This is a genomic window from Truepera radiovictrix DSM 17093 (genome assembly GCF_000092425.1).
In the GTDB taxonomy this organism is placed as follows: Bacteria; Deinococcota; Deinococci; order Deinococcales; family Trueperaceae; genus Truepera; species Truepera radiovictrix.
In genome coordinates this window covers 3,136,306-3,162,917 of sequence record NC_014221.1, presented here as the reverse complement: position 1 = coordinate 3,162,917, position 26,612 = coordinate 3,136,306, and the positions used below count along the sequence as shown (strand labels likewise).

Here is a 26,612-nt window from a genome sequence, read left to right as displayed (position 1 = left end):
GGGGCTGCTAGGCCCCCAGCTGCTGGCGGTGACGCCGCAGCACCCAAAAGGCCAGCGCCGCCCCCGGCAGCAGGCTTAAGTAGGAGAGCTGCATCGCCGCCGTGAGCCCGACGCGCTCCTGCAGGTAGCCGATGAGGATGTAGAGCACCCCGGCGGTGCCCCAGGTAAAGCCCATCAGCATCCCCGAGGCGGTGCCGACCGCGTGCGGTGCGAGGTCTTGAGCGCGCACCACCATCAAGGGCAACCCCGCGTTGACGAGCGCCCCGGCGAGCGCCACGAGCGCGAAAAAGAGCGGCGACCCGGCGGGGGCCCAGAGCATCCCCCAGAAGACGGGGAGCGCCAGGAGCATGGTGCCGGTAATGAGCGCCTGCGAGCTTAGGTGCCGTCCGAGCGCCCCCGCGATGACGCCCCCGGCGCCCGCTGCGACCGAAAAGGTGAGCAGCGTGCTGGCGATCAGCGCGCTGTCGCTCGCGACCCCCTGGGTGGTGACCAGCCAGAGCGGCACGGCGTTCGTAAAGGTCACGTAGGCGACGCTGCGGAGCACCCCCGAGACGCAGAGCACCCCCACGGGGCCGCGAAAGAGCGCGGCGTCGAAGAGCTTGGGTTTGGCGGCGCCGCGCAGGCGCGGCTGCGGGGGGGCGAGCACGAGCAGCGCCGCCCCGAGAGCGACCCCGGGCAGCATGAGCACGGGGCTCCACTCAAGCCCGAAGGTGCGCGCCACGAAGAGGATGATCGCCGGGCCGAGCGCCAGGCCGACCGTCCCGCCGGCGCTAAAGAGGCTGACTGTGAGCGCCTTGTTCGCCCCCCCGGCGGTGCGCGCCATGCTCGTACCGGCCGGGTGAAAGGCCGCCGACCCGAGCCCGCCGACGAGCAGCAGGGCAAAGAGCAGCCACGCGTCCGGCACCACCCCCATGAGCGAGAGGAGGGTGGAGCTCACCACCACCCCGAGCGCGCCTACCAGGCGCCGCCCGAGCCGGTCGGCCACCGCGCCGAAAAAGGGCTGCGTCACCGACGAGGAGAACGACAGGGTCGCGACCATCAGTGCGAGCGCCGTCTCGGTGAGGCCGAAGCGGCGCTGCAGCGTCGGCAACAGCGCCGCCAACATGCTCGTAAAGGCGTCGTTGGTGGCGTGCACGACGATGAGCAGCAGCGAGAGGGGGGCGCCCGAGAGGGCGAGGCGGCTGGAAAGCGTCGAGGGGGTCGCCATGCGCCAGTCTACGCCCCAGCGAGGACGCGGCGCCTCCACGGGTGGGCTCACGCCTCGTCGTCCGCCCCCTCCCCCTCGGGCCGCCGGCTCGGCGTGACGAAGACCGTTCTCTGCTGCGTAAAGTGCACCGCGCCGGGCGGCCCGCCCTTGGGTTTCCAGACGTGCTTTTTGAGGGTGTAGTCGACGGGCACGTTGTCCGAGTCGCCGGCTTTGGAGTAGGCGGCGGCGAGCTGCGCGGCGAAGAGGATCGTCTCAAAGGGGACCTCCCGGTTCTCGGCGCGGATGATGACGTGCGAGCCGGGGTGGCCCTGCGCGTGCAGCCACACGTCGCGGCTCTTGGCGAGCTTGAAGGTGAGCTCGTCGTTGCCCTTGGCGCTCCGGCCCACCCACACCTCGAAGCCCTGCGGGCTCCGGTAGCGCGTGCCGGGGGCGGCGCGGCGCGGCGCTCTGGGTTCGGCGAGGTAGCGCGCTTCGAGCGCCTCGAGCTCGTCTTCGTGAAGCTCGTCGAGGCGCGCCAAACGTTCCTCCAGGGTCCTTAGCTCGTCGTGCAGCGCCGCCTCGCGCGCCTCGGCCCCCTCGAGCCGCGCGAGCCGCTTTTTCGCCCGCTCGTAGCGGGCCTGGGCGTTCTCCACGGCGCTGAGGCGGGGCTCGAGCCTGATCCCTCTGGGCTCCCCCGAAAAGTCCATCAGCATCACCTCCGACGCCCCCGCGGGCACCTGGTGCGCGTAGGCCATCAGGAGGTCGGCCTCGGCGCGCAAGGTGTCGGCCTCGAGGGCGGCCTCGAAGACCCGCTGAAGGTCCGCGAGGCGCTTTTGCACGAGGTTCCGGCGCTTTTGGAGGGCGCTGCGGAGCCTTGAGAGGCGCGCCTGCTGCGCCTCGCGCGCGCGCAGCTCGGCGAGGTCCGGTCGGCCCCCTAGCTCCTCGATGACGCGGCTCGGCGCTAGCGTCAAGCGGCGCACGAGCGCCACGGCGCGGGCGACCTCAGCGCCCTCCAGGGGGCGGTCGCGCGGCACGTCGAGAGCTCTGGCGAGCGTCGCCGTGAGCTCCGGCCCGATACCGTCGAGGTGCTTGCGCAGCGCGCTTAGGGGGCGGCCGGCGAGGAGGGCGGCGAGCGCCTCATCGGTGAGGGTTCGCGGGTCGCGCTTGTCGTAAGGGGGGGGCGGCCGGTAGGGGAGGCCCGGCCGCAGCTGGCGAAAGCGGTTGATCTCGCGCGTCACCTCGCGCGCGACGCCCAGGATCACTCCCGCTTCGTCGACCAGGATGAGGTTGCAGTTGCGGCCGGTCAGCTCACAGATGAGCCCGACGGGCGGGGTGGTGACGAAGCCCCCCTTCGCCCCGAAGGTGAGCTTGAGGACGCGGTCGAGCCCGAACTGCTCGGCGCCCTCGAGGGACCCGCCGGCGCGCGCCACCAAGAGGTCTTGAAACCCCGTGTGGGTGCCGCCCGCGGGCGGCACCTCGGCTTTAAGGGCGATCTGCGCGTGTGGCGGTTTGTTGTAGACCCACAAGGCCCCCTGCCGCAGCGGGAGCACGAAGGTGTAGGGGTCGGGGAAACGCCAGCCGAGCCGCGGGCTCGGCAGCAGCGGCGTCAGGTGGCGCAGGGTTTCGGCGATGAGAAGGCCTTCCATGCCCCTAGTCTACGGGGGGGGTGGGCCGCTAGCGCTTCCGGTAGCGAAAGTCGCAGTGCGGCGCCCCCTCCATCAGCGTCTGGGTGCGCCTCAGCTCGACCTCACCGCTAAAGCCTTCGATGAGCGCCGCGTCGCGGTTGCACGACAGGGTCGCGCCCAGCTCGGCCAGGCCGAGCGCGCGGTAGAGTTCGGCGTAGCGGCAGCGCGTGACGTTAAAGGCCCACGCCTCGGGGGTGCGCGTCAGCTCCTCGATCTCCAAAGCGCCCCCCCGAAACCACGGCTCCCAGAGCGCCGCGAAGCGCGTCAGGTCATCCCCCGCAGCGGCTGTTCGCATCGCCCGCCCGCTCTCGCGCGCCGCCGCCCGGACGACCTCGGCGAGCACCGCTTTCACCTCCGCCTCGCCGAAGCGTTCCGCGAGGGCCGCGACAAACGGCCCCAGGATGCGCGCTTCGATCTCGCGGCGCGTGAGCACCCCGACCCGCTCGTTGAGGGTGTCATCGGGGGCGTGGTCAGGGGGGTCGTCGGGGGTGGGTGGGTCGGGCTGGGGCATGCGCCCATTCTAGAGGCGTGTGGCTCGTGGCCTGTAGCGTGTGGGATAGGCAACCACCCCTACTGGCTACTGGCTACAAGGTGAAGGCGTGTGGCGCGTGGCCTGTAGCTTGTGGGACGAGCTGACGACCACGCGCCACAGGCTACAAGCCACGCGCCACCAGCCACGCTCTAGTTGAGCGGCCGCGCGTGCCCCCCCAGAAGGCTGCGGGCGTGCGCGGCGTACTCGCGCAGGATAAGCGCCCACTCGTCGCTCGGGTGCAGGTACTTAAGCGCCTGCTCGGCGTGAAACACCACCCGTTCGGGGACGCTGTAGCCCTGCTGCACGAAGATGTCGGCGAGCATCTCCTGCGCGTGGAGCCAGTCGGTCTCCCCCTCGTGGCTGGCCGCCGCAGCCTTTTCAAACCAGGTGGCGGCTTCGTCCAGGTGGTAGTACTCGTACGCCACCGAGCCGAGCGTCAGGCACGCCGAGACGACCGCGCCCAGGTCGAGCGCGCGGCGCGCGTACTCGCTCGCTTCGGTCAGGTTGGCGAGCTTGTACTCGACCTCGGCGAGGTCGGCGTAGAGCTCCGCGCGGTAGGCGTAACCGTCGCTTTTAAGCGCCTCCCAGAGGAGCTCGCGGGCGTTGCTGAGGCGGTCGGCCTCGAGCAGCAAGAGCGCGCACTCGTGCAGCGTCCAGGTGCGCTGCCGTTTGGGGGCGAGCTCGATCGCCTCGAAGTAGAGGCTCGCAGCCTGCGCGTAGTCTTTGAGGGTGCCGTAGCACTGCGCCAGGGTGAGCTTGAGGGTGTAGGAGGGGGGGGCCGAGGCCGCTTCAAGGGCGCTCGCACGCTTTAGCAGCTCGAGGGCGCGGTTGGGGTTGCCCGCGAGCAGGTGCGCCCGCCCCTGCAAAAAGAGGTGCAGCGTCCTCTCGGCGGGTTCGAGGGCCCCCTCGTCGACCCGTTGAAGCTCGTGCAGCGCCTCGTCGGCGCGGTCGAGCTCGAGGAGGCTCGAGGCGAGGTTGAGGCGTTCCCGGTGGCGCTCCCCCGGCGGGGCGAGCGCGACGGCGCGGCAAAAGGCGTCGAGCGCCTCGTCGGGGCGTTCGACGGCGTCGAAGCTGCGCCCCAAGAGCGACCAGTAGCGCCAACGCAAATAGTCAGGCAAGGCGAGCGGGTCGAGCTTTTGCAAAAGCCGCGTGGCGCGGCGAAAGGCGCGGATGGCGACGAGCGCGCAGGCCGCGTGGTAGACCGCGAAGGGGTCGCCGCTCGCGGCGGCCGCCAGGGCACCTTTGCGCACGTCCGTGGCGGCGTCGCCGCGGTAGGCCGCGAACTCCCAGTAGAGCGCTCGGTAGAGCGGGTGGTGGGCGATGTCGGCGTCGGCCGCGGCGGCCTCACGCAGCTTGCGCGTCCCCCCCTCGAGGCCCTGCGTACCGCTTAACGCGTAGGTCGCGGCGAGAAAGAGCTTGAGCTGCGCCTGCGAGCTCCGCCGCCGCTGCCGCCGCGTCGCCCCCTCGAGGAGCGACAGAGCCACCTCGTAACGCCCCTCGGCGAGCGCGCGGTGAGCGGGCTCGACCTCGAGCTGCGGGGAGCGACGAAAAAACATGCTCAAGCGTAACACGCGCCGCCGGGGGGGCTGCAAAAGCTCTCACACCCTGGCGGGCACTACCGCTCGGTGTACGCACCCCCCGCCGTAGCGCGAAGGGGCAACCACGGTGGGGGGCGCGTCGCGGGCACGGCGGCGGCGGCGACGGGGGGGCCGAAGAGGTAACCCTGGGCGCCGTCGCAACCGGTGTCGCGCAGAAAAGCGAGCTGCGCCGCGTCTTCGACCCCCTCGGCGACGACCTCGAGCTCGAGCGCGTGCGCGAGCGAGACGATCGCCTGCACCATCGCGCGGTCCTCGGCGGCGTCGCGCGCGCGCGTGGTGTCGTGGGAGGTGTCGGGGGCACTGAGGGGCGGCAAGAAGACCTTGTCGATCTTGACCTCGTCGATCGGCAGGTGCCGCAAATAGGCGAGCGACGAGTAGCCGGTGCCGAAGTCGTCGAGCGAGAGGCGCACGCCGAGGCGTTTAAGCTCCGCGATGCGCTCCGTGACGGCCCCGAGGTCGCCGATCACCACCGACTCGGTGATCTCGAGGGTCAGCAGCTCGGGCGGGAGGCCGCTCGTTTGCAGCGCGCGCAGAACGACCCCGACAAAGTCGGCGTGCCCGAACTGCAGCGCTGAAACGTTGACGGCCACCCTCAAGGGGTGCACCCCGCGCTGCGCCCGCCAACGCGCCCCCTGACGGCAGGCCTCCTGCAAGATCCACGCACCCAAGGGGACGATGAGGCCGCTTTCTTCGGCGACGGGGATAAAGTCCTGCGGGGCGATCCAGCCTAGCTCGGGGTGTTGCCACCGGAGGAGCGCCTCGACCCCCGTCAGGGCGCCCGTCCGAAGCTCGACTTGGGGCTGGTAGAGGAGCCGAAACTCCCCGCGCGCCAGCGCGCGGCGTAGGTCGCTTTCGAGGCGCGCCTGGCGCTGCATGGTGGCGCTCACGGCGGCCGAGAAAAAGACCACCGTGTGTTTTCCCGCGACCTTGCCCTGGTACATCGCGGTGTCGGCGTTGCGGATAAGCGTGGCGGCGTCGGTGCCGTCTGACGGAAAGGTGCTGACGCCGACCGTGATCCCCAGAAAGACGTCGCGCGCGCCGAGCGTAAAGGGGGCGTCAAAGGCCTCGACGATGCAGCTCGCGACCCCGGCGGCGAGCCCCGCTGCGGCACCTCGGGGCGCCTCGAGCAGGCACAAAAACTCGTCGCCGCCCACCCGCGCGAGCGCCGCCTCGCCGACGCAGGCGCGCAGCCGCGCCGTGGCGAGCTTTAAAAGCGCGTCGCCGGCGGCGTGCCCGAGGGTGTCGTTGACGCGTTTAAAGCGGTCGAGGTCGAGAAAGAGCACGGCGAGCGTGGCCCCCGACTTAGCCGCGCGTTCCACGGCGCTACGCAGCCGCTCCTCAAACGCCGAGCGGTTGAGAAGCCCCGTCAAGGCGTCGTGGCGCGCGTTATAGGAGAGCCTGTCGAGGAGTCGCCGGTGCTCGATGGCGACGGCGGCTAGCTTCGCCTTGTCGTCGAGGAGCGCGAGCGCCTCCGGCGTCGGCGGGGTGAGCGCGTCGTAGTAGACGCTCAGCGTCCCCAACACCTCGCGCTCCCCGGAGAGGATCGGCTGCGACCACACCGAACGTAACCGGTGCGCGCGCGCGAGCTCGCGGTAGCGTCCCCAGCGCGGGTCGGTCTGCGCGTCCTCGCAGATGACCACGTCGCCGAGGGCGGCAGCGGCGCCGCACGCGCCCGCCTGGGGGCCGACGGGGAGCCCCTGGCGCTCGTCGGTGAGGCGGTAGCCAGCTGCGGGCAGAAGACGGCCCGCGCGCAGCAGGTGCACCGCGCAGCGCGCTCCCGGATGCTGACGCTCGACCAGTTCGGCCAGTTTGCCGAGCGTCTCGTCTAAGGGGCAGTTGCGCACCACCATCTCGAGGATGTGCCGCCGGTCTCGCTCGAGCCGCTCGGCCTGTTTACGCTCGCTGATGTCGAGCGCCCCCCCGATAAAACCGAGCAGCGCCCCCCCTTCGTCGCGCAGCGCGCTCACCGTGACGAGCGCGGGGAAGCGGCTGCCACCGCGGCGCTTTAAGGTGAGTTCGCCCCGCCACTGGCCCGAGCGTTTGGCCTCTTCGGTCGCGGCGCGCGCCGCCGCGCGCGCGCTGCCTGGGAAGAGAAAGCGCGCAAGGGGTCGACCCACGACCTCGGCGCTGCAAAAGCCGTAGAGCGCTTCGGCGAAGCGGTTCCAGTAGACGACGCGGCCCGCCGGGTCGGTCGCCACTACCGCGCTCTGCACCCGCTCTAGAAGCGACGCCTGAAAGGCGAGCTGCGCTGCGGCGCGCCGCCTTTCGGTGACCGACTGAAAGACGACCGATAGCCCCCCGTCCAAGGGGTAGGCGCGCACCTCGAACCACTCGCCAAAGGGCGGGTAGAAGAGCTCGGTGCTCGCCGCGCGGCCGCTCGTGATGACCTCGTCAAAGGTGGCCCCGAGCAGCGCGCGCGCCCCGGGAAACTCGTCCCAGATGCGCTTGCCCAAAAGCTCGGCGCTCGAGCGCCGCAAAAAGCGCTCGGCTTGCGCGTTGAGGTAGCGAAAGCGCCCCTCGCCGTCGAGGGTGTAGAGCGCCTCGGTGATGCTCGACAAGATCGCCTCGGTGCGCGCGGCCTCTCGTTCGAGCGCCTGGGCGACGCGCCGCAGCTCGAGCTCGTCGATGACCAGCGCGGCGAGGTCCTCGAGCGTCGCCCGTTCGCTCGCGCTTAGCGGGGGGCGCGGCGCGGGGTCGAAGATGCAGAGCGTGCCGAGCGCTACGCCGTCGGGGGTCACCAGGGGCGCGCCCGCGTAAAAGCGCAGCTGCGGCGCGCCGGTGACAAACGGGTTGTCGCAGAACTGCGGGTCTTGCGCCGCGTCGGGGACGACGATGGTCTCGGCGCGCCGCACCGTATGGAGGCAGATCGTCTGCTCGAGCGGCACGTCGGTGAAGGGGAGGCCGCGGCACGCTTTAAACCACCCGCGGTGCGCGTCGAGCAGGTTGATCACGGCGCCCGACACCCCAAAGAGGCGCTGCGCGAGCCCGACGATGCGTTCGAAAGCGGGTTCGGGCGGCGTCTCTAGAATGCGGTAGCGCCTTAGCGCCGCGAGCCGCCGCTGGGTCGCCTCATCGCCCGGAGCGGGCGGCGTATCGTCTCGAGCCGGGGTGTGCTGCATCTCGTTGGACACGTTACCTAGCCCGTTGTGACAAGATTCTTACAAGCCGCTAACTGCGCCTGGGCGCGACCGGGTGCGAGGGTGCGCCGGTCGGGCGGCGTCACGTCAACCACGTCACCGTGCGCGCGCCCTCCTCGTCGGGGTAGCTGGGACGCGCGCGGTGAAACGCCTCGACGAGCAGCCGCCGCGGGTAGAGGCGCATAAAGGCCAGGACGCTACGCGCCTGCGTCTCGTGCTGGGCCATCGCGCGGAGCTTGTTCTCGATGTAGGGGCCGACCTCGACGAGGTGCGTCGGCGGCAGGTGCAGCCGGCGGATCGTCTCGGCGTCCAAAAAGCCCTCGCGCACCGCGCCCTGGTAGGGGCGCTCGTTGGCGAAAAAGTAGAGCGCGGGGTGCTCGCCGGTAGCCTCACTGTAGCACGCTAGCGCCCGCACGACCCACGCGTGGGTCACGACGTGGTCGGGGTGGCCGTTGGCGCCGTTGGGCGGAAAGGTCACGACGCTGCGTGGTCGGTGACGCTTAAAGAGCGTCACCAAACGCGGCAGCACCGCTTCATCGGGGACCTCGCGCAGCCCGGCGTGGGCCGCTAGGCCCCGCTCCCCGTCGGGGACGAAGTCGGGATAGTCGAACACGTAGGCGTGCGGCACCCCGAGCACGGCGAGCGCCGCGCGCAGCTCGCGTTCGCGCACCGCGGCGAGCTCGGCCTGCGTGCAGAGCCCCAGGGTGCGCCCCGCGCCGCCGCGCGTCAGGGTCACCGTCACAACCGGCTTGCCCGCGTCGGCCATGCGTGAGAAGAGCCCCCCGCAGCCGAACACCTCGTCGTCGGGGTGCGGCACGACGAGCATCAGCTCGGCGCGTTCGGTCTCGGCGGGGGGGGCGCTCGGTGGCGCGGTGGCGGAGGGAGCGTGCGACATAGGGGGGAGCATACCCGTTGGCGGCGTCTTGTCGGGTTGTCCGCCGTAAGGCTTGGCGCGCCTCAGGCCGGGCGCGTCCGGCTACGGGGCGAGGGGCTCCTCGAGCAGCGAGCTGATCACCGCGTCCGCCGCGTCGGCTCGGGCGAGCGCGCGCGCGGCGGCGCGCATCGCCGCGCGGCGCGGCGGGTCCTCGAGAAAGCGGCGCAGCTTAAAGGGGGCAACCGTCAGCGGCTCGAGCCGCAACCCCACCCCCCGCTCCAGCAAAAAGTTGGCGTTCGCCTCCTCCTGGAGCGGGTAGGGGTTGACGACGGCGAAGGGGAGCCCCATGGCGAGCGCCTCGCTGGTGGTGAGCCCGCCGGGTTTGCCCACCAAGAGGTCAGCCGCCGCCATGTAGCGCGGCACCTCCTCGGTAAAGCCGTGAACCACGAAGTGCACGGCTTGCGCGGCGTCGTGCGGGCGGTAACGCGCCGTTTCGCGTTCGGCGACCCCGACGAGCTCGTGCGAGCGCCCGCAGATGATGACCACCGTGAGCGGCCAGCGGAGCGTCGCGAGCTGTTCGAGGAGCCCGCGCAGCACCCCGGCGCTCAGCCCTGCGGCCATGAGCAGCAGCACGTCGCGCTCCGGTGCGAGCCCGAGGGCGGCGCGCGCGGCCGCCTGCGAGGGGGCCCTCGCAAAGCGCCCGCTAATCGGGATACCCGAGACGCGCACCCGCGCCGCCTCGACGCCGACCGCCTGCAGGTGCGCCGCGACCTCGTCGCTGGCGACGAAGTAGCGCCCTATCCCCGGCTGGAGCCAGAGGTTGTGCGCGGCGTAGTCGGTGATGACGACGGCTTGCGGGAGACGCAGGCGCCGCGCGTGCAAGATCGCGGGGGGCAGGAAGTGGGTGTGCAAGACCACGTCGGGGGCGCTGCTGCGCACGAGTTTGAGGAGGCTTCTCGAGATCAGTTGGGTAAGGCGCGCCATCACCCGCTCCTGACGGGTGCGCTGTTCGCGCGGCCGCCGGTCGAGGCGTTTGCCGAGCCAATCGACGAAGTCGGGCGCCGTGCGCACGAGGTCGAAGTAGGTCTGCCGGTAGAGCCGCCGGAACCCCAGCGGGGTGTAGGAGAGCAGGTCGACGTGCTGCGGCTCGAGGCCGCGCGCGCGCGCGGCCTCCTCGAGCGCCCGCGCCGCCGCGACGTGCCCGCCGCCTATGGAGGCGGAGACGATCAAAAGCTGCAGCGGTGGCGAGCTTGGCGACGTCACCCGCCGAGTGTAACAGGCGCCGAGGGCGGCGGCGACGCCTGCCACGACGCCGCGCTTCTCCCTAGGTAAGGCCTCTGCTTGGCTCCGCCCTCACGTGACGCGCACCGCTGGCGAGCACGCCTCCCCACAACCGTCTAAGCGGACGCCCGGCCTTGCGTGGAACCGTTCTAGACCTCGACCATCACCTTGACCGCCCCGTCGGTGCCCTCTTCGGCGTACGCGAAGGCCGTGAGGAGGTCATCCAAAGGGAAGCGGTGGGTGATCATCGCCTCGACGTCCGCCCTGCCCGAGGCGAGCAGGTTGATCGCCGCGGGGTAGGTGTAGACGTAGCGGAAGATCCCCTTGACGTCGAGCTCCTTGACCGCGAGCTCGACCATCGGCAGGGTGTAGTCGGCGGCGTCGCCCAAACCGACCACGACGACCGTACCGCCGCGCTTGGCCGCTTTTAGGCAGCTGACGAGGGCCGCTTCGGCGCCCGCGCACTCGATGGCGAGGTCCACGCCGCGCCCCGAGGTGACCTCCATGACGTGCGCAAGGGCGTCTTCGCGAGCGTCGAAGGTGTGGCTAGCCCCCATCTTGCGGGCGACCTCCAGCCGGTGCGGCCGCACGTCGCTGATCACAACCTCCGTCGCCCCCGCCGCCCTGGCGGCCACGAGCGAGGTCAGCCCGATGGGGCCGGCGCCCGCGATAAAGACGCTCTGCCCGGCCGTGAGCCCCCCGCGCCGGCAGGCGTGGATACCGACCGAGAGCGGTTCGATAAGCGCTGCGGCGTCGAGGCTGAGCGCGTCGGGCAGCTTGTAGGCGAAGTCAGCGGGGGAGACGGCGTACTCGGCGAGCGCCCCGTCGACCGGTGGGGTGGCGAAAAAGCGCACGTCGGGGCAGAGGTTGTAGCGGCCCGTCTTGCACCATTCGCAGCGGCGGCAGGGGACGCCGGGCTCCAAGGCCACCCGGTCGCCCACCTTGAGCGCGCTGACGTTCGCGCCGACCGCCGCGACGACGCCCGCGACCTCGTGGCCGAGGATCATGGGCGCTTTCACCACGAAGTCACCGATGTGTCCCGTGCGCCAGTAGTGGACGTCGGAGCCGCAGATACCGACCGACTTGATCCTCACCAACACGTCGTCGGAGCCGTAGGCAGGGGTGGGCACCTCTTCGAGGCGCAGGTCCCGGGCCCTATGTAAGACGGCTGCTCTCATCTCCCATACCCTTCTAGATTACGTTGCGTCTACAGCGAACTGAACTTTCATGCGTGCAGGGTCGTGCTCGGCAACTTTGAGTCCCTGCCAAAACTCCCTTAGCGGCAGGATATGAGAGATGACGGGGGCGAGCTTTATCGCCCCTCCGTGCACGAGGTTAATAGCCTCATAAAAGGTTTTGTTGAGCGCAAACGAGCCGATGATGTGTAGGTCCTTGCGAAAAACCTCATAGGGGGCAAAGGGCACTCGCGCTCCCTCGGAGGTCACACCGAAGACCCAGAGCTTTCCTCCAGGTCTCAGATATGTAAACGCCTGTTCGATAACTTTTGGGACCCCTGTGGCGTCGGCGACGACGTCAAACCCGTATGGCGCGAGATCATGAACAACATCCGGTGTAAGTGCATCCGCTGCAAAGGTCATGGTTGCACCGAGCTGTCGGGCTAAGTTTAGGCGCCAAGCCTCTTTATCCACCATGACGACTGATGCAGCGCCGGCGCGCAGAACCGCCTGCATCATCAGGATGCCCATCGGCCCCGCCCCGAAGATGAGCATGGTGTCGCCCGCTTGCAGCTGCACCTGCTTAAGCCCCCATACCACGCAGGCGAGCGGCTCTAGCAGGGCTGCTTCGGCGAAGGAGAGGTCGCCGATGGGGTAGACCGCGCTTTCAGGCGCGGCGACGTAACGGGAGAAAGCACCCTGGCGCGTAACCCCTAAAACCTCTAGGTTGAGGCACTGGTTGAACTGGCGCCGTTGACAAAAGATACAGCTATAACAGGGCAGGTTTGGGTCGGCGGTGACCCGCTCACCAACCTGAAACCCTTTGACCTCACGACCGACGGCCGCCACAACCCCGCTGAATTCGTGTCCTAGCACCACGGGGTACTTTGCTAGCGCGTAGGAGCCGTGCCAAATGTGAAGATCAGTGCCGCAGATACCGGCGTTTTTGACTTCGATAAGAACCTCGTGGGGACCGATCTCGGGTTCTTGGACTTCGAGCACCTCAGCCTCTAGAGGTGCCTGCACCTGAGCAGCGATCACTTAATGGCTCCCATGGTGAGTCCCGTAACGAGTTGTCGCTGCGCAACCCAGCCGGCGACTAAGACGGGAATGACGGCAGCGGTTGCGGCAGCCGACATCTTGGCGATAAAGAGATTGCCCTGCGCTGCTTTAAACGTCGAGACGTAGACCGAAAGCGGCGAGGCGTCGCGAGCAGTCAGATTAACAGCCAAGAAAAACTCATTCCAGGTAAAGATCATGGCTAAAAGAGCGGTCGCAGCTAAGCCGGGTATGAGGAGCGGCAGGATCACACGGCCGAACTCTTGCCATAGGTTGGCGCCATCTAAGCGCGCTGCCTCGATCACCTCATAGGGGACCTCGAGCATGAACGAGCGCAGCATCCACACCACGAGCGGAAAGTTCATCCCCGCATAAAGGATGATGAGCCCTAGATGTGTGTCGAGCAGGTTTGTCCGCAAGAAGATAACGTATAAGGGAACGATGACCCCAGCAGGCGGTAACATCCGCGTCGACATCATCCACAAAAGTGACGAATCAGTCCGTTTGGTCTGGTAGAAGGCCATAGCGTAAGCGGTTGGGATACCCAGGGCGAGCGCTAGCACGATGGCGAAAAAAGTGATGACGATGGTGTTTCTGAGGTACTGCATGAAGGGCGAATTGAGGAGCGCGACGCGCCAGTTCTCGAGCGTCGGCTCGAAAAACAGCGGCGGCGGAAACTGAATGGCAAGTTGCTCGGTCTTGAAAGAGGTCAGAAACATCCAGAGGATAGGGAAAAACATGGCAAAAGCGAGCAGCAAGGTTAGGGCCGAAAGAAGGGCGCTACCCAGTTTGGAGCGACCGGCAGTCACAACGCCACCTCCTTTTTGTTGTTTCGTAACACACGCAAAAAGAGCAGAATAACGATGTTCGCCAAAATGACCGCAAAGATGCCGTAAGCGCTCGCCCGACCAACGTTCTGGCGCGAAAACGCCTCCAGAAAGATTTGGTAGGGCAAATTGGTCGTTTGGAGTCCTGGGCCACCGGAGGTGGTAACGAAAATGACCCCAAACTCGCTTAGGATAAAGATGGTCTCTAGAAGCAGTGCGATCTCGATAAAGCGCGTCAAGTGGGGCAAGATGATGTGCCGAAACATCGCCCAGCCGCTCGCCCCATCGATGCGTGCCGCTTCAACGGTAGAGTCGGGCAGCGACTGCAGACCAGCTAGCAAGATAAGCATGACGAAGGGGGTCCACTGCCACGACACAATAGCGATCACTGAAGCCATTGGGAAGGCTTCAAGCGCGTAAAAGTTTCTGATTCCAAAAAGGCTGAGATAAAAGGACATTAGTCCAAATGAAGGATCAAGCATGATGTTTTTCCAGAGCACGGCCGCCGCAACCGGCATCATTAAAAATGGTGAGATAAGGAGCGTGCGGGCAAGAGCGCGGCCGGGAAAGGGACGGTTAAGCAGTAGGGCAAAGCCAAGCCCTAAAACAAAAGTAATAAGCACAACCGAAACAGTGAGCACAATGGTGTTCAGGATGACGGTGAGAAAGTCAGGGCTGCTCAGGATGCGCTCATAATTACGCCACATCCGGTCCCAGCCTAAAAAACCCTGGGAGTCCGGGCGTAGCAGGTTCCAGTTGGTAAACGAGAACCAGATGGCCAGTACAAAGGGAATTTGTGTCACAATGATGAGAAAAGCAATTCCCGGAGCGGATAGGAACTTGCGACGTTCCTGTTTCGGTGGTTTGGTGGTGGCGACCTGAGTCGGGGTCATGGCACGGGTTGCCATTGGATTCCCTCCGTTGGGTCTAGGGGTAGAGCTGTGAAACGCTGTAGTTAGGAGGTGAGGAGGTGGGGTAACCCCCGACCTCCTCCCTTAGGAGCCTAGTATTAGTAGTAGCCCGCGTCGGACATCGCATCATCGGCAAGCTGCTGCGCTCTCGCCAAGCCTGCCTCGACGCTCGTGCCGCCCGCGAGAATTTCCGAGATGATTTGGGCAACGTCGTTGCCAATCCCTTGGAACTCAGGGATCTGTACGAACTGAACCCCCGGAGCGATCTGCGGCTCTGCGGTGGCGTCGGTTGGATCGGCACTCTCCATAGACCGCAAGACCAGAGGGGCAAAAGGGGCGGCTTCAGTGTACTCGGGGTTTTCGTAAGTCGAGGTGCGGGTGCCGGGGGGGACAGCGGCCCAACCTCGCTCCTGAGCGACAAGGTTGATGTATTCTTTCGAGGTCGCCCAAGTCATAAACCTAAAAGCGGCTTCCTGCGCGTCGCTCGTGCTAGGGATACCCAGGTTCCAAGACCAGAGCCAGGCGTTACCTTTTTCAACCGGGCCCACCGGTGCTAGTGCATACGAAAGGTCGGGCCCAGCGTCGGTACCAGCTAAAAAGCCGGCTGCTACGGTAGCGTCTACCCACATAGCCGCCTGCCCCGTGGACATGAGCTGTAGTGCTTCAGGAAAGCTAATCCCGGTCACGCCAGGCGCGCCGCATTCGTTGACCAGATCGCGGTAAAAGGTAATGGCCTCGCGCCACTCAGGTGAATCTATCTGTGGACGCCCTTCGGCGTCAAACCACTGCCCACCAAAAGTGTTGACTACCGTGGTAATGGGGGCCATATTGTCGCCCCAACCGGGTTTGCCACGTAACACGATGCCGTAAATGCCATTGGCCGGGTCATGCAGCTCGCAGGCAAACTCTCTGATCTGCTCCCAGGTCGGCTGCTCCGGCATAGTCAAACCGGCCTCTTCGAAGAGCCTTGCGTTATACATCGTGAAGCTCGACTCACCGTAAAAGGGTAGGGCGTAGAGCTCGCCTTCGTAAGAGAGCATATTTTTTACCGAGGGGAGGAGATCATCGAAGTCGTAGTTGCTAACCGCCTCCGGGTACTGCTCGGCCAAAGCGTCAACTGAAACGATCCAATTGTTAGCAGCCCAGAGCGGTACCTCGTAGGCGCCAACGGTCACGAGGTCAAACGCACCACTGCCGGTAGCAACGTCGGTAGTAAGGCGGCTCCTAAGTGTGCCCTCGTCTAGAAAAAGCCAATCGAGGCGGATGTCAGGATTTTGTGCCTCAAACTCCCGACTCAGCTCTTGCATAGTGACCATGTCCGGGTTGTTCACCGAGGCGACGGTGATTCTTGTCTGAGCCAAGGCGCAAGCAGCAGTTGAAAGAGCAGCTGTGACTAGAACCAACCTTTTCATAAACGAGCTCCTTAAACTGGTCATGCTGATGGCCACGTGGCCATCGAGTTACCTGCGATCGAACTCAGCCTCCCTTCAGAGACGCTGCACCGACGTTCGGTGAGTATATCCCTACGTTGGTCTCGTGGCCATCACATTAGAACAAAAGTGGCACTTTGTCAAGAGCCCTCAACGCCAGCTGACAGCAGACCATTGTAACGTTTAATTATGACTTCAGACCGCTGCTTTTTAGCCACTTGGAAGCCGTTATGATGAGCACGTGGCCAATATCAATGATGTAGCGCGCCTTGCCGGCGTCTCACCAACAACGGCTAAACGTGCTCTTCGCACACCTGAACTGTTAGCTCCGCAAACGTTACACAAAGTTCAGCAGGCTATCGAAAAGCTTAACTACGAACCTGACAGGGTGGCTGCAGCGTTAAGGCGAGGAAGAAGTAGCACTATAGGGCTTATTGTCGGCAACATTGTCGAGCCATTTTTCGCGCAGCTTATAAGAACCATTGGCAAGGCTGCACGGGCAAGCGGTTACACGCTACTCGTGGCAGATAACGAGTACGACACTGCTAATGAGTTAGAACAGCTTAAAGCATTTTACGGCTATCGGGTTGCAGGGCTCATTTTGAGGTCGGGCTACGGCGACCCGAACCTTGAATACCTCGAACGTATGCGGAACCGAGGTACAGCCATCGTTGAAATCGACTACTTCTTTCCGGGTAGCCCATTCAGTCACGTGATGCTCGACAATGAAGGTTGCATTCGCACTGGTGTGCAGTACCTTGCTTCCCTGGGACACAAACGGATCGCTGCCCTGGGTACCTTTCACCCAACCGTCTTACCCGATGAGCGCACGAGGGCGTTTCCCAAAGTTATGCAGGAGTTGGGACTCACGCTTCCGGCAAGCTACCAGCGCGTTATCAAGCCTACATTTCATGACGCTTACATACTAACCAAGGAGCTTATGAGTTTGGAAAGGCCGCCCACGGCTCTCTTCTCCACCACAGGCCACTTAGCCATCGGAGCTTTTCAAGCACTCAAAGAGTTGAGATTAAGCATTCCAGATGATGTTTCCCTGTTGAGTTTTGATAACTATCCGTGGACGCGTGTCGTGAGCCCCCCCTTGGATGTCATTGAGCAACCCGTGGAGGCGATGGGGGAGGCAGCGGTACATCGTGTACTCACCCAACTCAAGGCGCCAGACACACCTCCCACCCGTCAGCGCTTCTCAGGTAGGTTGATTCGGCGCGGTAGTTGTGCTCCTCCTCGTTCTGAATGAGGTCCCTTCCACCGTTTGTGCTACCCGTTTCTGACCCCAAGAGTTCGCAGCAAAGGATGTGACGCTATGGACGCAACGACAGAGAACCCTTTTGCACTCACCGGTAAACACGCGCTCGTCACGGGCGCCGGACGCGGGATCGGGCTCGAGATCGCCCGCACCCTCAAGCGGGCCGGGGCCGCGGTCACGGTGGCCGAGTTTGACGAGGAGAACGGCCGCCGCGCCGCCGAGGAGCTCGGCGGCCGCTTTGTTCAGGTCGACGTGCGCGACCCAGCGAGCGCCGAGCGGATGGCCGCCGAGGCCGAGGGGGTCGCGCCCGTGGACATCTTGGTCAACAACGCGGGCGTCGCCGAGAACGTCCCCGCGGAGGAGACCACCGACGCCTCCTGGACGAATATCATGGACGTCAACTTGAGTGGCGTCTTCTGGTGCTGCCGCGCGGTGGGGCGGCGGATGCTCGCGCGTCGGGGTGGGGCGATCGTCAACATCGCTTCGATGTCGGGGGTGGTGGTCAACAAACCGCAGCCGCAAGCCGCCTACAACGTCTCGAAAGCGGGCGTGATCATGCTCACAAAGTCCCTGGCGTGCGAGTGGGCGGACAGGGGGGTGCGGGTCAACGCGGTGTCGCCGGGGTACATCGGTACCGAGATGACCAAGCTCGGGATGAGCAACGAGGCTTGGTACAAGACGTGGCTCGAGATGACCCCCCAGGGGCGCGTGGGTGAACCGCGTGACATCGCGCACGCGGTGCTCTACCTCGCCTCGGACGCGGCGCGCTTCGCCACCGGCACCAACCTCATCGTCGATGGCGGGTACACCTCGTGGTAGCGGGGGGCGTAGCGGCTAGGACCATGCGCGGCGTCAAGCTGCCCGGAAACCGTCAGGTCGCGTTCGTCGAGGTGCCCGTCCCCGAGCCCGGCTACGCCCAGGTGCTGCTCGAGATGAAAGCCTCATCGATCTGCGGCTCCGACCTCCGCGCGATCTACCGCGAGCACCTGGGCGCGGGTCCCGAGGCGTATCAGAACGTCATCGCCGGGCACGAGCCGTGCGGGCGGGTCGTTAGCGTCGGGCCGGGTTGCAAACGCCTGGGGGTCGGCGACCGCGTGGTGGTCTACCACATCAGCGGCTGCGGCGTCTGCGCGGACTGCCGCGCGGGCTACCTGATCTCGTGCACCTCGCCGCTGCGCGCGGCCTACGGCTGGCAGCGCGACGGTGGGCACGCCGACTATATGCTCGCCGAGGAGAACACCTGCGTGCTGCTGCCCGAACCCTTGACCTACCTCGACGGGGCGCTCGTCTCGTGCGGTTTCGGCACCGCGTACGAGGCGCTCTTGCGGGCGCGCGTGTCGGGCGCGGACCGCGTGCTCGTGGTCGGGATGGGCCCCGTCGGGATGGCGGCGGGGCTGTTGGCGCGCGCCTTGGGCGCCCCGCAGGTCATCGGGGTGGACCTCTCCGAAGCGCGCCTAGCGCTCGCGGGCGAGCGCGGCTGCATCGATGGTGCCGTCCGGGCGGACGGGGGGGCCCTAGCGCGCATCCTCGAGCTCACCCAGGGGCACGGCTGCGAGGTCGCGCTCGACTGCTCGGGTTCCGGGGCCGGGCGCGCGCTCGCGGTGAGGGGTGCGCGGCGCTGGGGGCGGGTGGTGTTCGTCGGCGAGGGGCCGGAGTTGGGGGCGCTCGACGTGAGCCACGACCTCATCCACCGCCAGCTCACGCTCTACGGGTCGTGGGTGACCAGCACGGGGCACATGGAGGCGCTCCTGGAAAAGCTCGCCGCGTGGTCCCTTCACCCCGAGGTTATCGTCACCCACCGCTACGCGTTGGAGGAGGCTGCCGCCGCCTACGAGACCGCCGACAGCGGAACGGCCGGAAAAGTCGCCATCGTGATGGCGTAGAGCGCGTTGCAGACGCTTGTGGCCCGTGGCGTGTGGGTCGAAACCACGAGCTACAGGCCACAAGCCGCGCGCCTGAAAGGACCCCAAACTGATGCAAGCAGCTAGACTACATGGCGCCAAAGACCTCCGCGTCGAACAGATCCCCGAGGTGGGATCTCCGGGGCCGGGGGAGGTGCTGCTCGAGGTCGAGGCCGTCGGCATCTGCGGCTCCGACCTGCACACCTATGAGGACGGGCGTATCGGCGACACGCGGGTCGCTTCGCCCCTCGTCTTGGGCCACGAGTTCGGCGGGGTGATTAGAGAGGTGGGGGAGGGGGCCCGCGACGGCGAAGGCAAGCCGCTGCGCGCTGGGCAGCGCGTCGCCGTGGACCCAGCGACCCCCTGCTGGCGGTGCGAGCTGTGCGAAGCGGGTCACCCCAACCTCTGCTGTAACCTCGCGTTTTACGGCCTCTACCCCGACGACGGCGCCCTGCGCGAGCGGATGATCGTCGGGGGACGCAACTGCTTCCCGGTGCCCGAGGGCATCTCGGACGCTGGACTCGCGCTCCTAGAGACCCTCGGGGTGGCGATTCACGCGGTCGACTTGGGCAAGCTCGAGCTGGCGCGGAGCGTGGCCGTGATCGGCTCCGGCCCCATCGGGCTGATGATCACCAAGCTCGCGGCGCTCTCGGGGGCGCGGCCCGTCTACGCCTTCGACAAGTTTCCCTGGCGCACCGAGCGGGCGCTCGAGTGGGGCGCGACCCACAGCTTCTGTTTGGCGGACGGCGACCCGGTGGCGTGGCTTATGCAGGAGACCGAGGGGCGCGGCGCCGACGTGGTCTTCGAGGCGGCGTGGGCGGACGCGAGCGTCCAGCAGGCCGCCGAGATGGCGCGCCTAGGGGGGCGGCTGGTGCTGGTCGGCATCCCCGGCGACGACACGCTCTGCCTCAAGCACTCCGTGGCGCGGCGCAAGGGGCTTTCCATCATGATGTCGCGGCGGATGAAGCACACCTACCCGCGCGCGATCCGGCTCGCAGCCAAGGGCGCGGTGGACTTGGACGCGCTCGTCTCGCACCGGTTTCCGCTGGCCGAGGCGCCGCGCGCGTTCGACCTCAACCTCGCCTACCCGGAGGGGCTCCACAAGGTGATCGTCGAGGTGTAGGGCTGGCACATGGCTCGTAGCGCGTGGCTTGTGGTACGTGACGTGCGGTGAACCGAGCGCCGGCAACGTTTACGAAAGCACGTGACGCAGGGCCTACGGGGTTCTACGCGTCGCCCGTGGGGACGGCCCGGGCGTCGGGCGGCGCGTCGGGCTGGGCGGTGGGGCGCGGCTTGGTGGCGCTATACCCGAAAAGCCCCCGCGCTTTAATCATCTCGGCCACTTCGGGCGGGACCATGCGCTCCCAAGCGGGGTCGCCCCGCTGCAGTTTGGCGAGGACGTCGCGCGAAAAGATGTGCAGCACGTTCTTGTCGTAGAAGTCGATGGAGGTGATGTGCCCGTTGCCGACGAGGTGCGCGTAGAGGTTTTGCAGGTGCGGGGCGACCTTGAGCTTCTCGACGGTGACGAGCCCCCCCGTCTGGGGGTCTTTGAGCGGGTAGATGTAAAGCCGCAGGTCGTTGCGAAAAAGCCGCCCAAACGCCTCCAAGATGCCCCCCTCGAGCCCCTCGTAAAAGCTCTCGTCGAAGAGCTCGCGCAGGCTGGGCACCCCCATGGTCATGGCGATGGGTTTTTTTGTATAGCGCCGCAGGTAGCTCGCGAGGCGATAGTACTCGAAGTAGTTGGAGATTAGAACCGTCGCGCCGGTTGCGGCGAGCACGTCGGCGCGGGCCAAAAAGTCGGCGTAGTCGATCTCGCCCCCGCCGCCCGCCATGAGGTTGCGCATGGTCAGCTCCATCAGGGCGACGGGTTCCCCTTCGCCCGCTTGAGCGAGGGGCAGCGCGAACTGCTCGCGGGCGCAAGCGAGCATGTCGAGGTTGACATACGTCACCGGCCGAAAGCTCCCGCGCTCGACCAGCACAGGCTTTTTGTAGAGAACCTCGGCGGGCTGCAAGACCTCGCCCGCGGCGGAGAACATGGCCGCGTCGCTAAGGCCGAGCTGCACGAGCTTAAGGCTCGCCAAGCGGTGGTCGAGCCCCTGAAAAGCGGGCCCCGAAAACTTGACCATGTCGACCTCGATGCGCTCGGTCGAGAGGTTGTCCAGCAGCGAGCTCAGCAGGTCGTCCGGCACCTCGTAGTGAAAGAGCGCGCCGTGCAGCAAGTTGACCCCCAAGATGCCCAGGGCCTCTTGCTGCGCGGGGTTCTCCTTGTCGAGCATGCGCACGTGGATGACGATCTGGCTCGGCTCGCTGCCGGGGGTCGCCTGGTACTTGACCCCCATCCACCCGTGGCACTCGTCGTTGCCCCGGTAGCTGCGGGCGGTGACGGTGTTGGCGAAGGCGAAAAAGTCGGTCTCGGCGCCGCGCTTTTCGGAGAGCCGCTCGAGCAGCAGGTCGTACTCGTAGTCGAGCATGGTCTGCAGCCGTTCGCGCGACACGTAGCGCGGCGCCCGCCCGTAGATGGCGTCGCTCACGACCATGTCATAGGCCGAGATGGACTTAGCGATGGTGCCCGCTGCCGCCCCCGCCTGGAAAAACCAGCGCACCACCTCCTGACCGGCACCGATCTCGGCGAAGGTGCCGTACTTGCGGCTGTCGAGGTTGATCTCGAGCGCTTTTTGCTGCGTACCGACCTTTTTGCGGTCCAGACTGCCGATCATCTTCACCCCCCACGCGCACCTAGCGGCTCAGGTGACAAGACAAGATTCGAGGACGCGTCAGGTCGATTCTACCCCGGTCGCCGAGGTTGAATAAACCATGAGAGCCCGGTGAACGCCGGTGCGTTGTACCTGTTTACCTTTCATCATAGAATAGCAGCGTGGGCGTGCCAACAACAGCAGGTGAAGGGAACCCCTGGCGGCGCATCTTCGAGGAGGTGCGGCGGGCGCTCGGGAACCGGCGCGACGAGACGGGGGTTTTGGGTTCCATCAACTGGCTGCGCAAAGGGATGGCCGAACGCGGCGCCAACCCGAACGTCGTCCGTAACATCATCTACCGCGACAAGGGCAAGCTTTCGGACAAAAGGGTGCTCTACAGCCTCCTCAGCGAGCTGTGGGAGAGCACCGGCCGGCCGCCCCTGCGCGTACCGGAGCTCGAGGTGCTGCTCGCGGCCCCTAGCGAAGGTGACCAGGAGGTCATGCAGCTCTTGGGGCGCGAAAAGCGGCGCGCCTACCAAGCGTTTGTCAGCAGCGTGCGGCAGGGGGGGGCACCCAAACTGCTCATCATCGGGCGGCCGGGGTCGGGCAAAACGCTCCTTACCGACTACATCCAGCAGGCGCTCGAGCTGCCCCCCAGAGCGCCCTTAAAGCTCGTGCGGCAGGAGTTCTCGTCGCAAGACCTGGCGGCGTCGCTCTCGCGGCTCGCGCTCGCTCTGGGGGTGCCGGCCGAGGTCTTCGAGTCGCGGCTCGTGAGGATCGGCGCGGCGGGGGCCTTTTCGGTGCAGGCCGACGCCCAAGCCGACGTCGCGCGGGTCATCATCGAGCGGGTGCGCAGCCTTGAAACCCCGCTCGCGCTCCTGCTGCACATCTCCCAGTCGCTCCCCAGCCAAGACGTGCTCGGCAACGTGCCGCTCAGGCTCAGCACCCCCGAGGTGCCGCGCGTGAGCGTCACCGAGTGGCTCTGGATCACGCTGATCGAGCCCCTTAGCCGCCTTAACGTCGCGCTCCTTGTTAGCATGAGCGAGCTGCCGCTGTCGCTCACCGGCCGCACGGGCGCTTTCGAGGGGCCCGTGAAGCTGAGCCCGCCGACCGCCAACGAGGCGCGCCGCTTCGTCAAGGCGCGCGTGCCGCACCTCTCGGCGGAGCAGCAGGAGGCGCTGGTGGCGCGGGCGCGGCGCTCGTTTGAGGACCTGCGCACGCTCACGCTCCTAGCCGAAGCGCGTGAACCGCTCCCCGAAGGGGGCGCGAGCAGCAAACACGTCGAGGGGCTTAGCCAACTCGCGCTGCACTCGGGCGACGCGCGCCTGCGCGACTTTTTGGGCGCTCTGGCGGTGCTCTCGCTCCCCGAGTTCCCGACCTTTGAAAGGGACGCTCTAAGCGCGCTGCGCACCGCCGAACCCGCCGACCTCAACGCGCTCGAGGCCGCCTTTTTAGACCCCGTACCGGGTGACGCGCACCTCCTGCGCTCCTTTTCGCGGCAGCTGTCGCGGGCGCTGCGCGCGCGCTTGCAGGCGCACGACCCGGAGCGCTTCCGGGCGCTCAGCCGCCGCGCCGCCCAGTTCTACGAGGCCGCCGCGCACGCCGCGCCGCGCAGCGAGGCGGCGACGCGCTACCTGCACCACCTCTTCGCCGCGCGCGCCTGGGACGCGCTCGTCGCGTGGGCGCGCGCGGCGGCGGTGCCGCAGTCGCTCATCCAGCGGGTGTGGGGGGTGGCCCAGAGCGAGCTGGGTAGCGACCCGAAGACGCTCGAGGCGGTCGCGTTTGTTGTCGCCTCGCACTATTTAAAGTTGGGCAGCGTCGATCACCCCGACGTGGTGCGCGCGCTCGACCTGCTGGCGGCCTCGGACGACCCCGACCGGCGCGCTTGGACGGCGCTCAAGCGGGCGGAGAGCGCCGTGATGCAGGGGGCTTTTGAGCGCGCGGAGACGCTCGTAAGCACCTGGTCGCACATCACCGACCCCGTGCTGCGCGCCGAAGCGCTCCTCGTTCGAGCGAGTATTGCCCGTTGGCGCTCGCACCTGGGCGAGGCGGCGCAGCTCACCCGCCAGAGCGCCGAGGTTTTGGAGGCGCTCGGCTGCACCGGTGAGAGGCCGAAGCTCCTCAGCGTCAAGGTCGCAATCGGGTCGGGGCTGGTGGCCAAGGACCAGGGCGACCTCGAGGGGGCGCTGGCGCACTTTGCGCGCGCTGTAACCGACGACGACCTGCTGCGCGCGCGCCTCGCCTTTCAGCGCGGCGACGTCCAGCTCGCGCTCGGGCGCTTTGCCGAGGCGCAAGGGGCGCTCGACGAGGCGGTCAGGCTCTCCTACCGCGGTGAAGCGCCGGCGGCGGAGCGGGCGCGCTACCTCGCGCGGCGCGGGACGCTGGGGCGCCGGCGCGGCGCTTACGGATCCGCCGAGGCGGACTTCGCGGCGGCGCGGGCGGTCTTGGGGCCCCCCGAGGAGGCGTCGCCGCGCCTCAGTTTAGAGCACCTCAAGGTGCGCGACGAAGCGGCCCTAAACCGGCTCGCGCAGGGCGACTTCGAGGGGGCGGTGTTCGACTTCGGCGAGTGCGCGGCGGCGTTTTCCGCCTACGGCGCGCACTTCGGGGTCGACTCGAGCTTCCGCGTGCTGCGCAGCACCCTGCGCCTCGCGCTCGCCTACGGCTGCCGCGCCCTTAAAACGCCCTACCGGCTCCCCTTTCTGCCGCCCCTTGCCTACTTTACCGGCGAGGCCCTGCCCCAGGACCGCACCCACCCCGACCTGCAGCACGCGCGCGAGCTTTTAAAGCGGGTGCGCCTCGCGCTCGCCGCGGCCGGTAGCCGCTACCGGCCGCTGCACCTGCAAGAAAAACTCGTCAGCAGCCTTTTCGACCCCCCCGAAACGGCGCTCGAGGCCGCGGCGGCGGCCGCCGCACAGGCGCGTTACCCCTACCAGACGGCGCTGACCCACGCCCACCTCGCGGCGGCGCTGCTGCGTGCGGGCGACCCCGCAGGGCAGCTCGGGGGGGTGCTCGTCAAGGCGTGGGAGGCGCTCCCCAAAGCGGCGCCGCCGGAGGAGGGGGACGGGGGGGTGCGCGCCTGGCTGCTCGCGCTCTCGCTCCTCGGGCGTTGGCGTTCGGGCGAGCGCCCCCCCCTCGGGGAGACGCTCGCGGAGGCCTTGCGCGACCCCCTGCTCGCCCCCTATCACGAGGGGTTGCTGCGGTTTGTCGGCGAACTCGCCGAGGCCGACCCGCCGCGGTGGCGGGCGCAGCTCGAGGCGGTGCTCGGGCCGCTCGCCGACCCGAGCGGGTTGCGCCTCTCGGACGCGCTCGTGCTGCAGTGGCGCGCCCGCCACCGGGGGGCGGACGCCGACGAGGAAAGCGGGCGCGGTGAGGCGCAGCTGCCCGCCACCGCGGCGGAGCCGTTCGCCTCATGAGCCCCACGCCGAGCGCGCCCATAGCCGACGTCGTCTTCGTCTACAGCCCCGAGCTCAGCCGCTACCGCCTCTCCGACACGCACCCCTTTAAACCGCTGCGGCTCGAGCTGACCCGCAGCCTGCTGCAGAGCTGCGGCCTTCTGGGGGCGGCGCACGAGGTCGCCCCGCGCCCTCTCGAGGAGGCGCAGCTCCTTAAGCTGCACACCCCCGACTACGTGGACGCCGTAAAACGCGTGTCGCGCGGCGAGCCCCTCGCGGAGGCGGTGGCCTACGGGCTCGGGACCGCCGACAACCCCATCTTCCCGGGGATGCATGAGGCCATCTTGACGGTCTGCGGGGCGACCCAAACGGCCGTCGAGCTCGTGGCGGCGGGCCGCGCGCGGCGCGCGCTCAGCCTTTCCGGGGGGCTTCACCACGCTCAGGCGGGTCAGATGTCGGGGTTTTGCACCTACAACGACGTCGCGCTCGCGATCCTGGAGGCCACGGCGCGCTTCGGCGCGCGGGTCGCCTACATCGACCTCGACGCGCACCACGGCGACGGCGTGCAGTGGCTGTTTTACGAGTCGGCCGAGGTCATGACCATCAGCCTGCACGAGTCGGGGCGCTACCTCTTCCCCGGTACGGGGCACACCTTCGAGGTCGGGCGGGGGCCGGGCCGCGGCCTGTCGGTCAACGTGCCCCTCGAGCCCTTTACCGAGGATGAGTCCTACCTGGAGGTCTTCGACGCCGTCGTACCGACCGCCCTAGCGGCCTTTCACCCCGACCTCATCGTGCTCCAAGCGGGCGCCGACATGCACCGCTTCGACCCCTTAGCCGACCTCAACCTGAGCGTCCAGGGGATCGCTGAGAGCTACCGCCGCGTGGTGCGGCTCGCGGAGCGCTTCTGCGAAGGGCGATTGGTGGCGACCGGCGGCGGCGGCTACGACCCCTACCGCACCGTGCCGCGGCTCTGGGCGCTCCTCTGGGCGGTGCTGAGCGACAAGCCCTTGCCGCAGGTCGTACCCGAAGCCTGGCGCGCGCGTTGGCAGGACGCGCTCGCCGCCGAAGCGCGCGCGGAGCTGCCCCTAAGCTTCGCCGACGCCCCTTGGCCGCCCTCACCGCGTCGCGGCGCGATCGCTGCCGCCAACCGCTTAAGCGCCAAACGGCTGCTCGCCACGCTAGAACCCATTTGGCGCGAGCGTTTCGGGCGCCCCACCTGACCCAGACCGTGCGTTAAACGCGTTAAAAAGGCCACTGGGGCGCCTTGTGGGACAACCGCCCCTCTATGCGCTGTGCTCGAGCTGTTAAGGTGCCCTTAAGAAGGGTGCGGTACGCTGGGCTAGCGCGGTGCTTGGAGCAGGTGAGGGCGGCACGCCCGTCTCGGCGCACCCCGAGAACGGCTGCAAGCGCACCAAGGGGCAGCGGGGCTGCTCGGGTGTAACGCTCGCACGCCCGCGCCGCGGCGCACGCTCTTAAGATGGGGCGAAACGCTTGCGGCGCCCATCGGCGCAGGTGGACCGGGCACGCTCGCCGCAGCCCGTCGCCTAGGCGCGGTAGGGTTAGGGGGTGGGGGCGCTGCTGCGTCATCGTCGCCCGCGCTACCCCGAGCACGCCCCCAGACGGAGGTTAACGAGATGGTCACGGTTTACGGTTTCCCCCCCACGCCT

Annotated in this window: 19 protein-coding genes; 6 read left to right on the top strand and 13 right to left on the bottom strand. The window is 67.4% G+C overall.

Going from position 1 to position 26,612, the window contains the following annotated elements; genetic code table 11:
- Positions 1–7: 7 nt before the first annotated feature.
- The 12 genes from TRAD_RS14435 to TRAD_RS14380 form a co-directional block, all read right to left on the bottom strand.
- Complete coding sequence (locus TRAD_RS14435) at positions 8–1,207, bottom strand: MFS transporter (protein ID WP_013179359.1); 1,200 nt, start codon at positions 1,205–1,207, stop codon at positions 8–10.
- 47 nt (positions 1,208–1,254) lie between these two features.
- Positions 1,255–2,832, bottom strand: coding sequence for an Rqc2 family fibronectin-binding protein (locus TRAD_RS14430; RefSeq protein ID WP_013179358.1), 1,578 nt, complete (start codon positions 2,830–2,832; stop codon positions 1,255–1,257).
- 28 nt (positions 2,833–2,860) lie between these two features.
- Positions 2,861–3,382, bottom strand: a complete 522-nt coding sequence (locus TRAD_RS14425; protein WP_013179357.1) for an L-2-amino-thiazoline-4-carboxylic acid hydrolase — start codon at positions 3,380–3,382, stop codon at positions 2,861–2,863.
- 170 nt (positions 3,383–3,552) lie between these two features.
- Positions 3,553–4,959 (bottom strand): tetratricopeptide repeat protein, encoded by a 1,407-nt coding sequence (locus tag TRAD_RS14420; RefSeq protein ID WP_041947335.1) that lies wholly within the window; start codon positions 4,957–4,959, stop codon positions 3,553–3,555.
- A gap of 59 nt (positions 4,960–5,018) precedes the next feature.
- Positions 5,019–8,120: a bifunctional diguanylate cyclase/phosphodiesterase gene (locus TRAD_RS15510; protein ID WP_013179355.1), complete on the bottom strand. Its 3,102-nt coding sequence runs from the start codon at positions 8,118–8,120 to the stop codon at positions 5,019–5,021.
- A 100-nt stretch (positions 8,121–8,220) separates the two neighbouring features.
- Positions 8,221–9,033 (bottom strand): PIG-L deacetylase family protein, encoded by an 813-nt coding sequence (locus TRAD_RS14410; protein ID WP_049773150.1) that lies wholly within the window; start codon positions 9,031–9,033, stop codon positions 8,221–8,223.
- Between the two features lie 81 nt (positions 9,034–9,114).
- Positions 9,115–10,275, bottom strand: coding sequence for an MGDG synthase family glycosyltransferase (locus TRAD_RS14405; RefSeq protein WP_049773149.1), 1,161 nt, complete (start codon positions 10,273–10,275; stop codon positions 9,115–9,117).
- Between the two features lie 167 nt (positions 10,276–10,442).
- On the bottom strand, positions 10,443–11,471 hold the full coding sequence (locus TRAD_RS14400; RefSeq protein ID WP_013179352.1) for an NAD(P)-dependent alcohol dehydrogenase: 1,029 nt from the start codon (positions 11,469–11,471) through the stop codon (positions 10,443–10,445).
- 18 nt (positions 11,472–11,489) lie between these two features.
- On the bottom strand, positions 11,490–12,509 hold the full coding sequence (locus tag TRAD_RS14395; protein WP_013179351.1) for a zinc-dependent alcohol dehydrogenase family protein: 1,020 nt from the start codon (positions 12,507–12,509) through the stop codon (positions 11,490–11,492).
- A complete protein-coding gene (locus TRAD_RS14390) occupies positions 12,506–13,336 on the bottom strand; it encodes a carbohydrate ABC transporter permease (RefSeq protein ID WP_013179350.1) in 831 nt (276 codons plus the stop codon). Before TRAD_RS14390 ends, TRAD_RS14395 begins: the two co-directional genes overlap by 4 nt.
- Entirely contained in the window at positions 13,333–14,247 is a 915-nt protein-coding gene (locus tag TRAD_RS14385; protein ID WP_041947334.1) for a carbohydrate ABC transporter permease, read from the bottom strand. Before TRAD_RS14385 ends, TRAD_RS14390 begins: the two co-directional genes overlap by 4 nt.
- Before the next feature lie 116 nt (positions 14,248–14,363).
- Complete coding sequence (locus TRAD_RS14380; RefSeq protein WP_013179348.1) at positions 14,364–15,677, bottom strand: ABC transporter substrate-binding protein; 1,314 nt, start codon at positions 15,675–15,677, stop codon at positions 14,364–14,366.
- 259 nt (positions 15,678–15,936) lie between these two features.
- Here TRAD_RS14380 and TRAD_RS15840 point away from each other — a divergent pair, with 259 nt between their 5' ends.
- From TRAD_RS15840 to TRAD_RS14365, 4 genes are all read left to right on the top strand, one after another.
- Positions 15,937–16,950, top strand: coding sequence for a LacI family DNA-binding transcriptional regulator (locus TRAD_RS15840; RefSeq protein WP_013179347.1), 1,014 nt, complete (start codon positions 15,937–15,939; stop codon positions 16,948–16,950).
- Between the two features lie 66 nt (positions 16,951–17,016).
- Positions 17,017–17,778 carry an SDR family NAD(P)-dependent oxidoreductase gene (locus TRAD_RS14375; protein WP_013179346.1) on the top strand — a complete coding sequence of 254 codons (762 nt, stop codon included), beginning with the start codon at positions 17,017–17,019 and terminating at the stop codon, positions 17,776–17,778.
- 23 nt (positions 17,779–17,801) lie between these two features.
- Complete coding sequence (locus TRAD_RS14370; protein WP_013179345.1) at positions 17,802–18,842, top strand: zinc-dependent alcohol dehydrogenase family protein; 1,041 nt, start codon at positions 17,802–17,804, stop codon at positions 18,840–18,842.
- Positions 18,843–18,933: 91 nt separating this feature from the next.
- Positions 18,934–19,983 (top strand): zinc-dependent alcohol dehydrogenase, encoded by a 1,050-nt coding sequence (locus TRAD_RS14365; RefSeq protein ID WP_013179344.1) that lies wholly within the window; start codon positions 18,934–18,936, stop codon positions 19,981–19,983.
- A 103-nt stretch (positions 19,984–20,086) separates the two neighbouring features.
- Here the strand turns inward: TRAD_RS14365 and TRAD_RS14360 are convergent, their stop codons facing one another.
- The gene (locus tag TRAD_RS14360) at positions 20,087–21,577 is read right to left on the bottom strand and encodes a hypothetical protein (RefSeq protein ID WP_013179343.1); all 1,491 of its coding nucleotides are present in this window, start codon (positions 21,575–21,577) and stop codon (positions 20,087–20,089) included.
- A gap of 158 nt (positions 21,578–21,735) precedes the next feature.
- Between TRAD_RS14360 and TRAD_RS14355 the strand changes: the two genes are divergently transcribed.
- Positions 21,736–24,966, top strand: coding sequence for an ATP-binding protein (locus TRAD_RS14355; protein ID WP_013179342.1), 3,231 nt, complete (start codon positions 21,736–21,738; stop codon positions 24,964–24,966).
- Positions 24,963–26,165 (top strand): acetoin utilization protein AcuC, encoded by a 1,203-nt coding sequence (locus TRAD_RS14350; RefSeq protein WP_013179341.1) that lies wholly within the window; start codon positions 24,963–24,965, stop codon positions 26,163–26,165. Before TRAD_RS14355 ends, TRAD_RS14350 begins: the two co-directional genes overlap by 4 nt.
- The last annotated feature ends 447 nt before the right edge of the window (positions 26,166–26,612 follow it).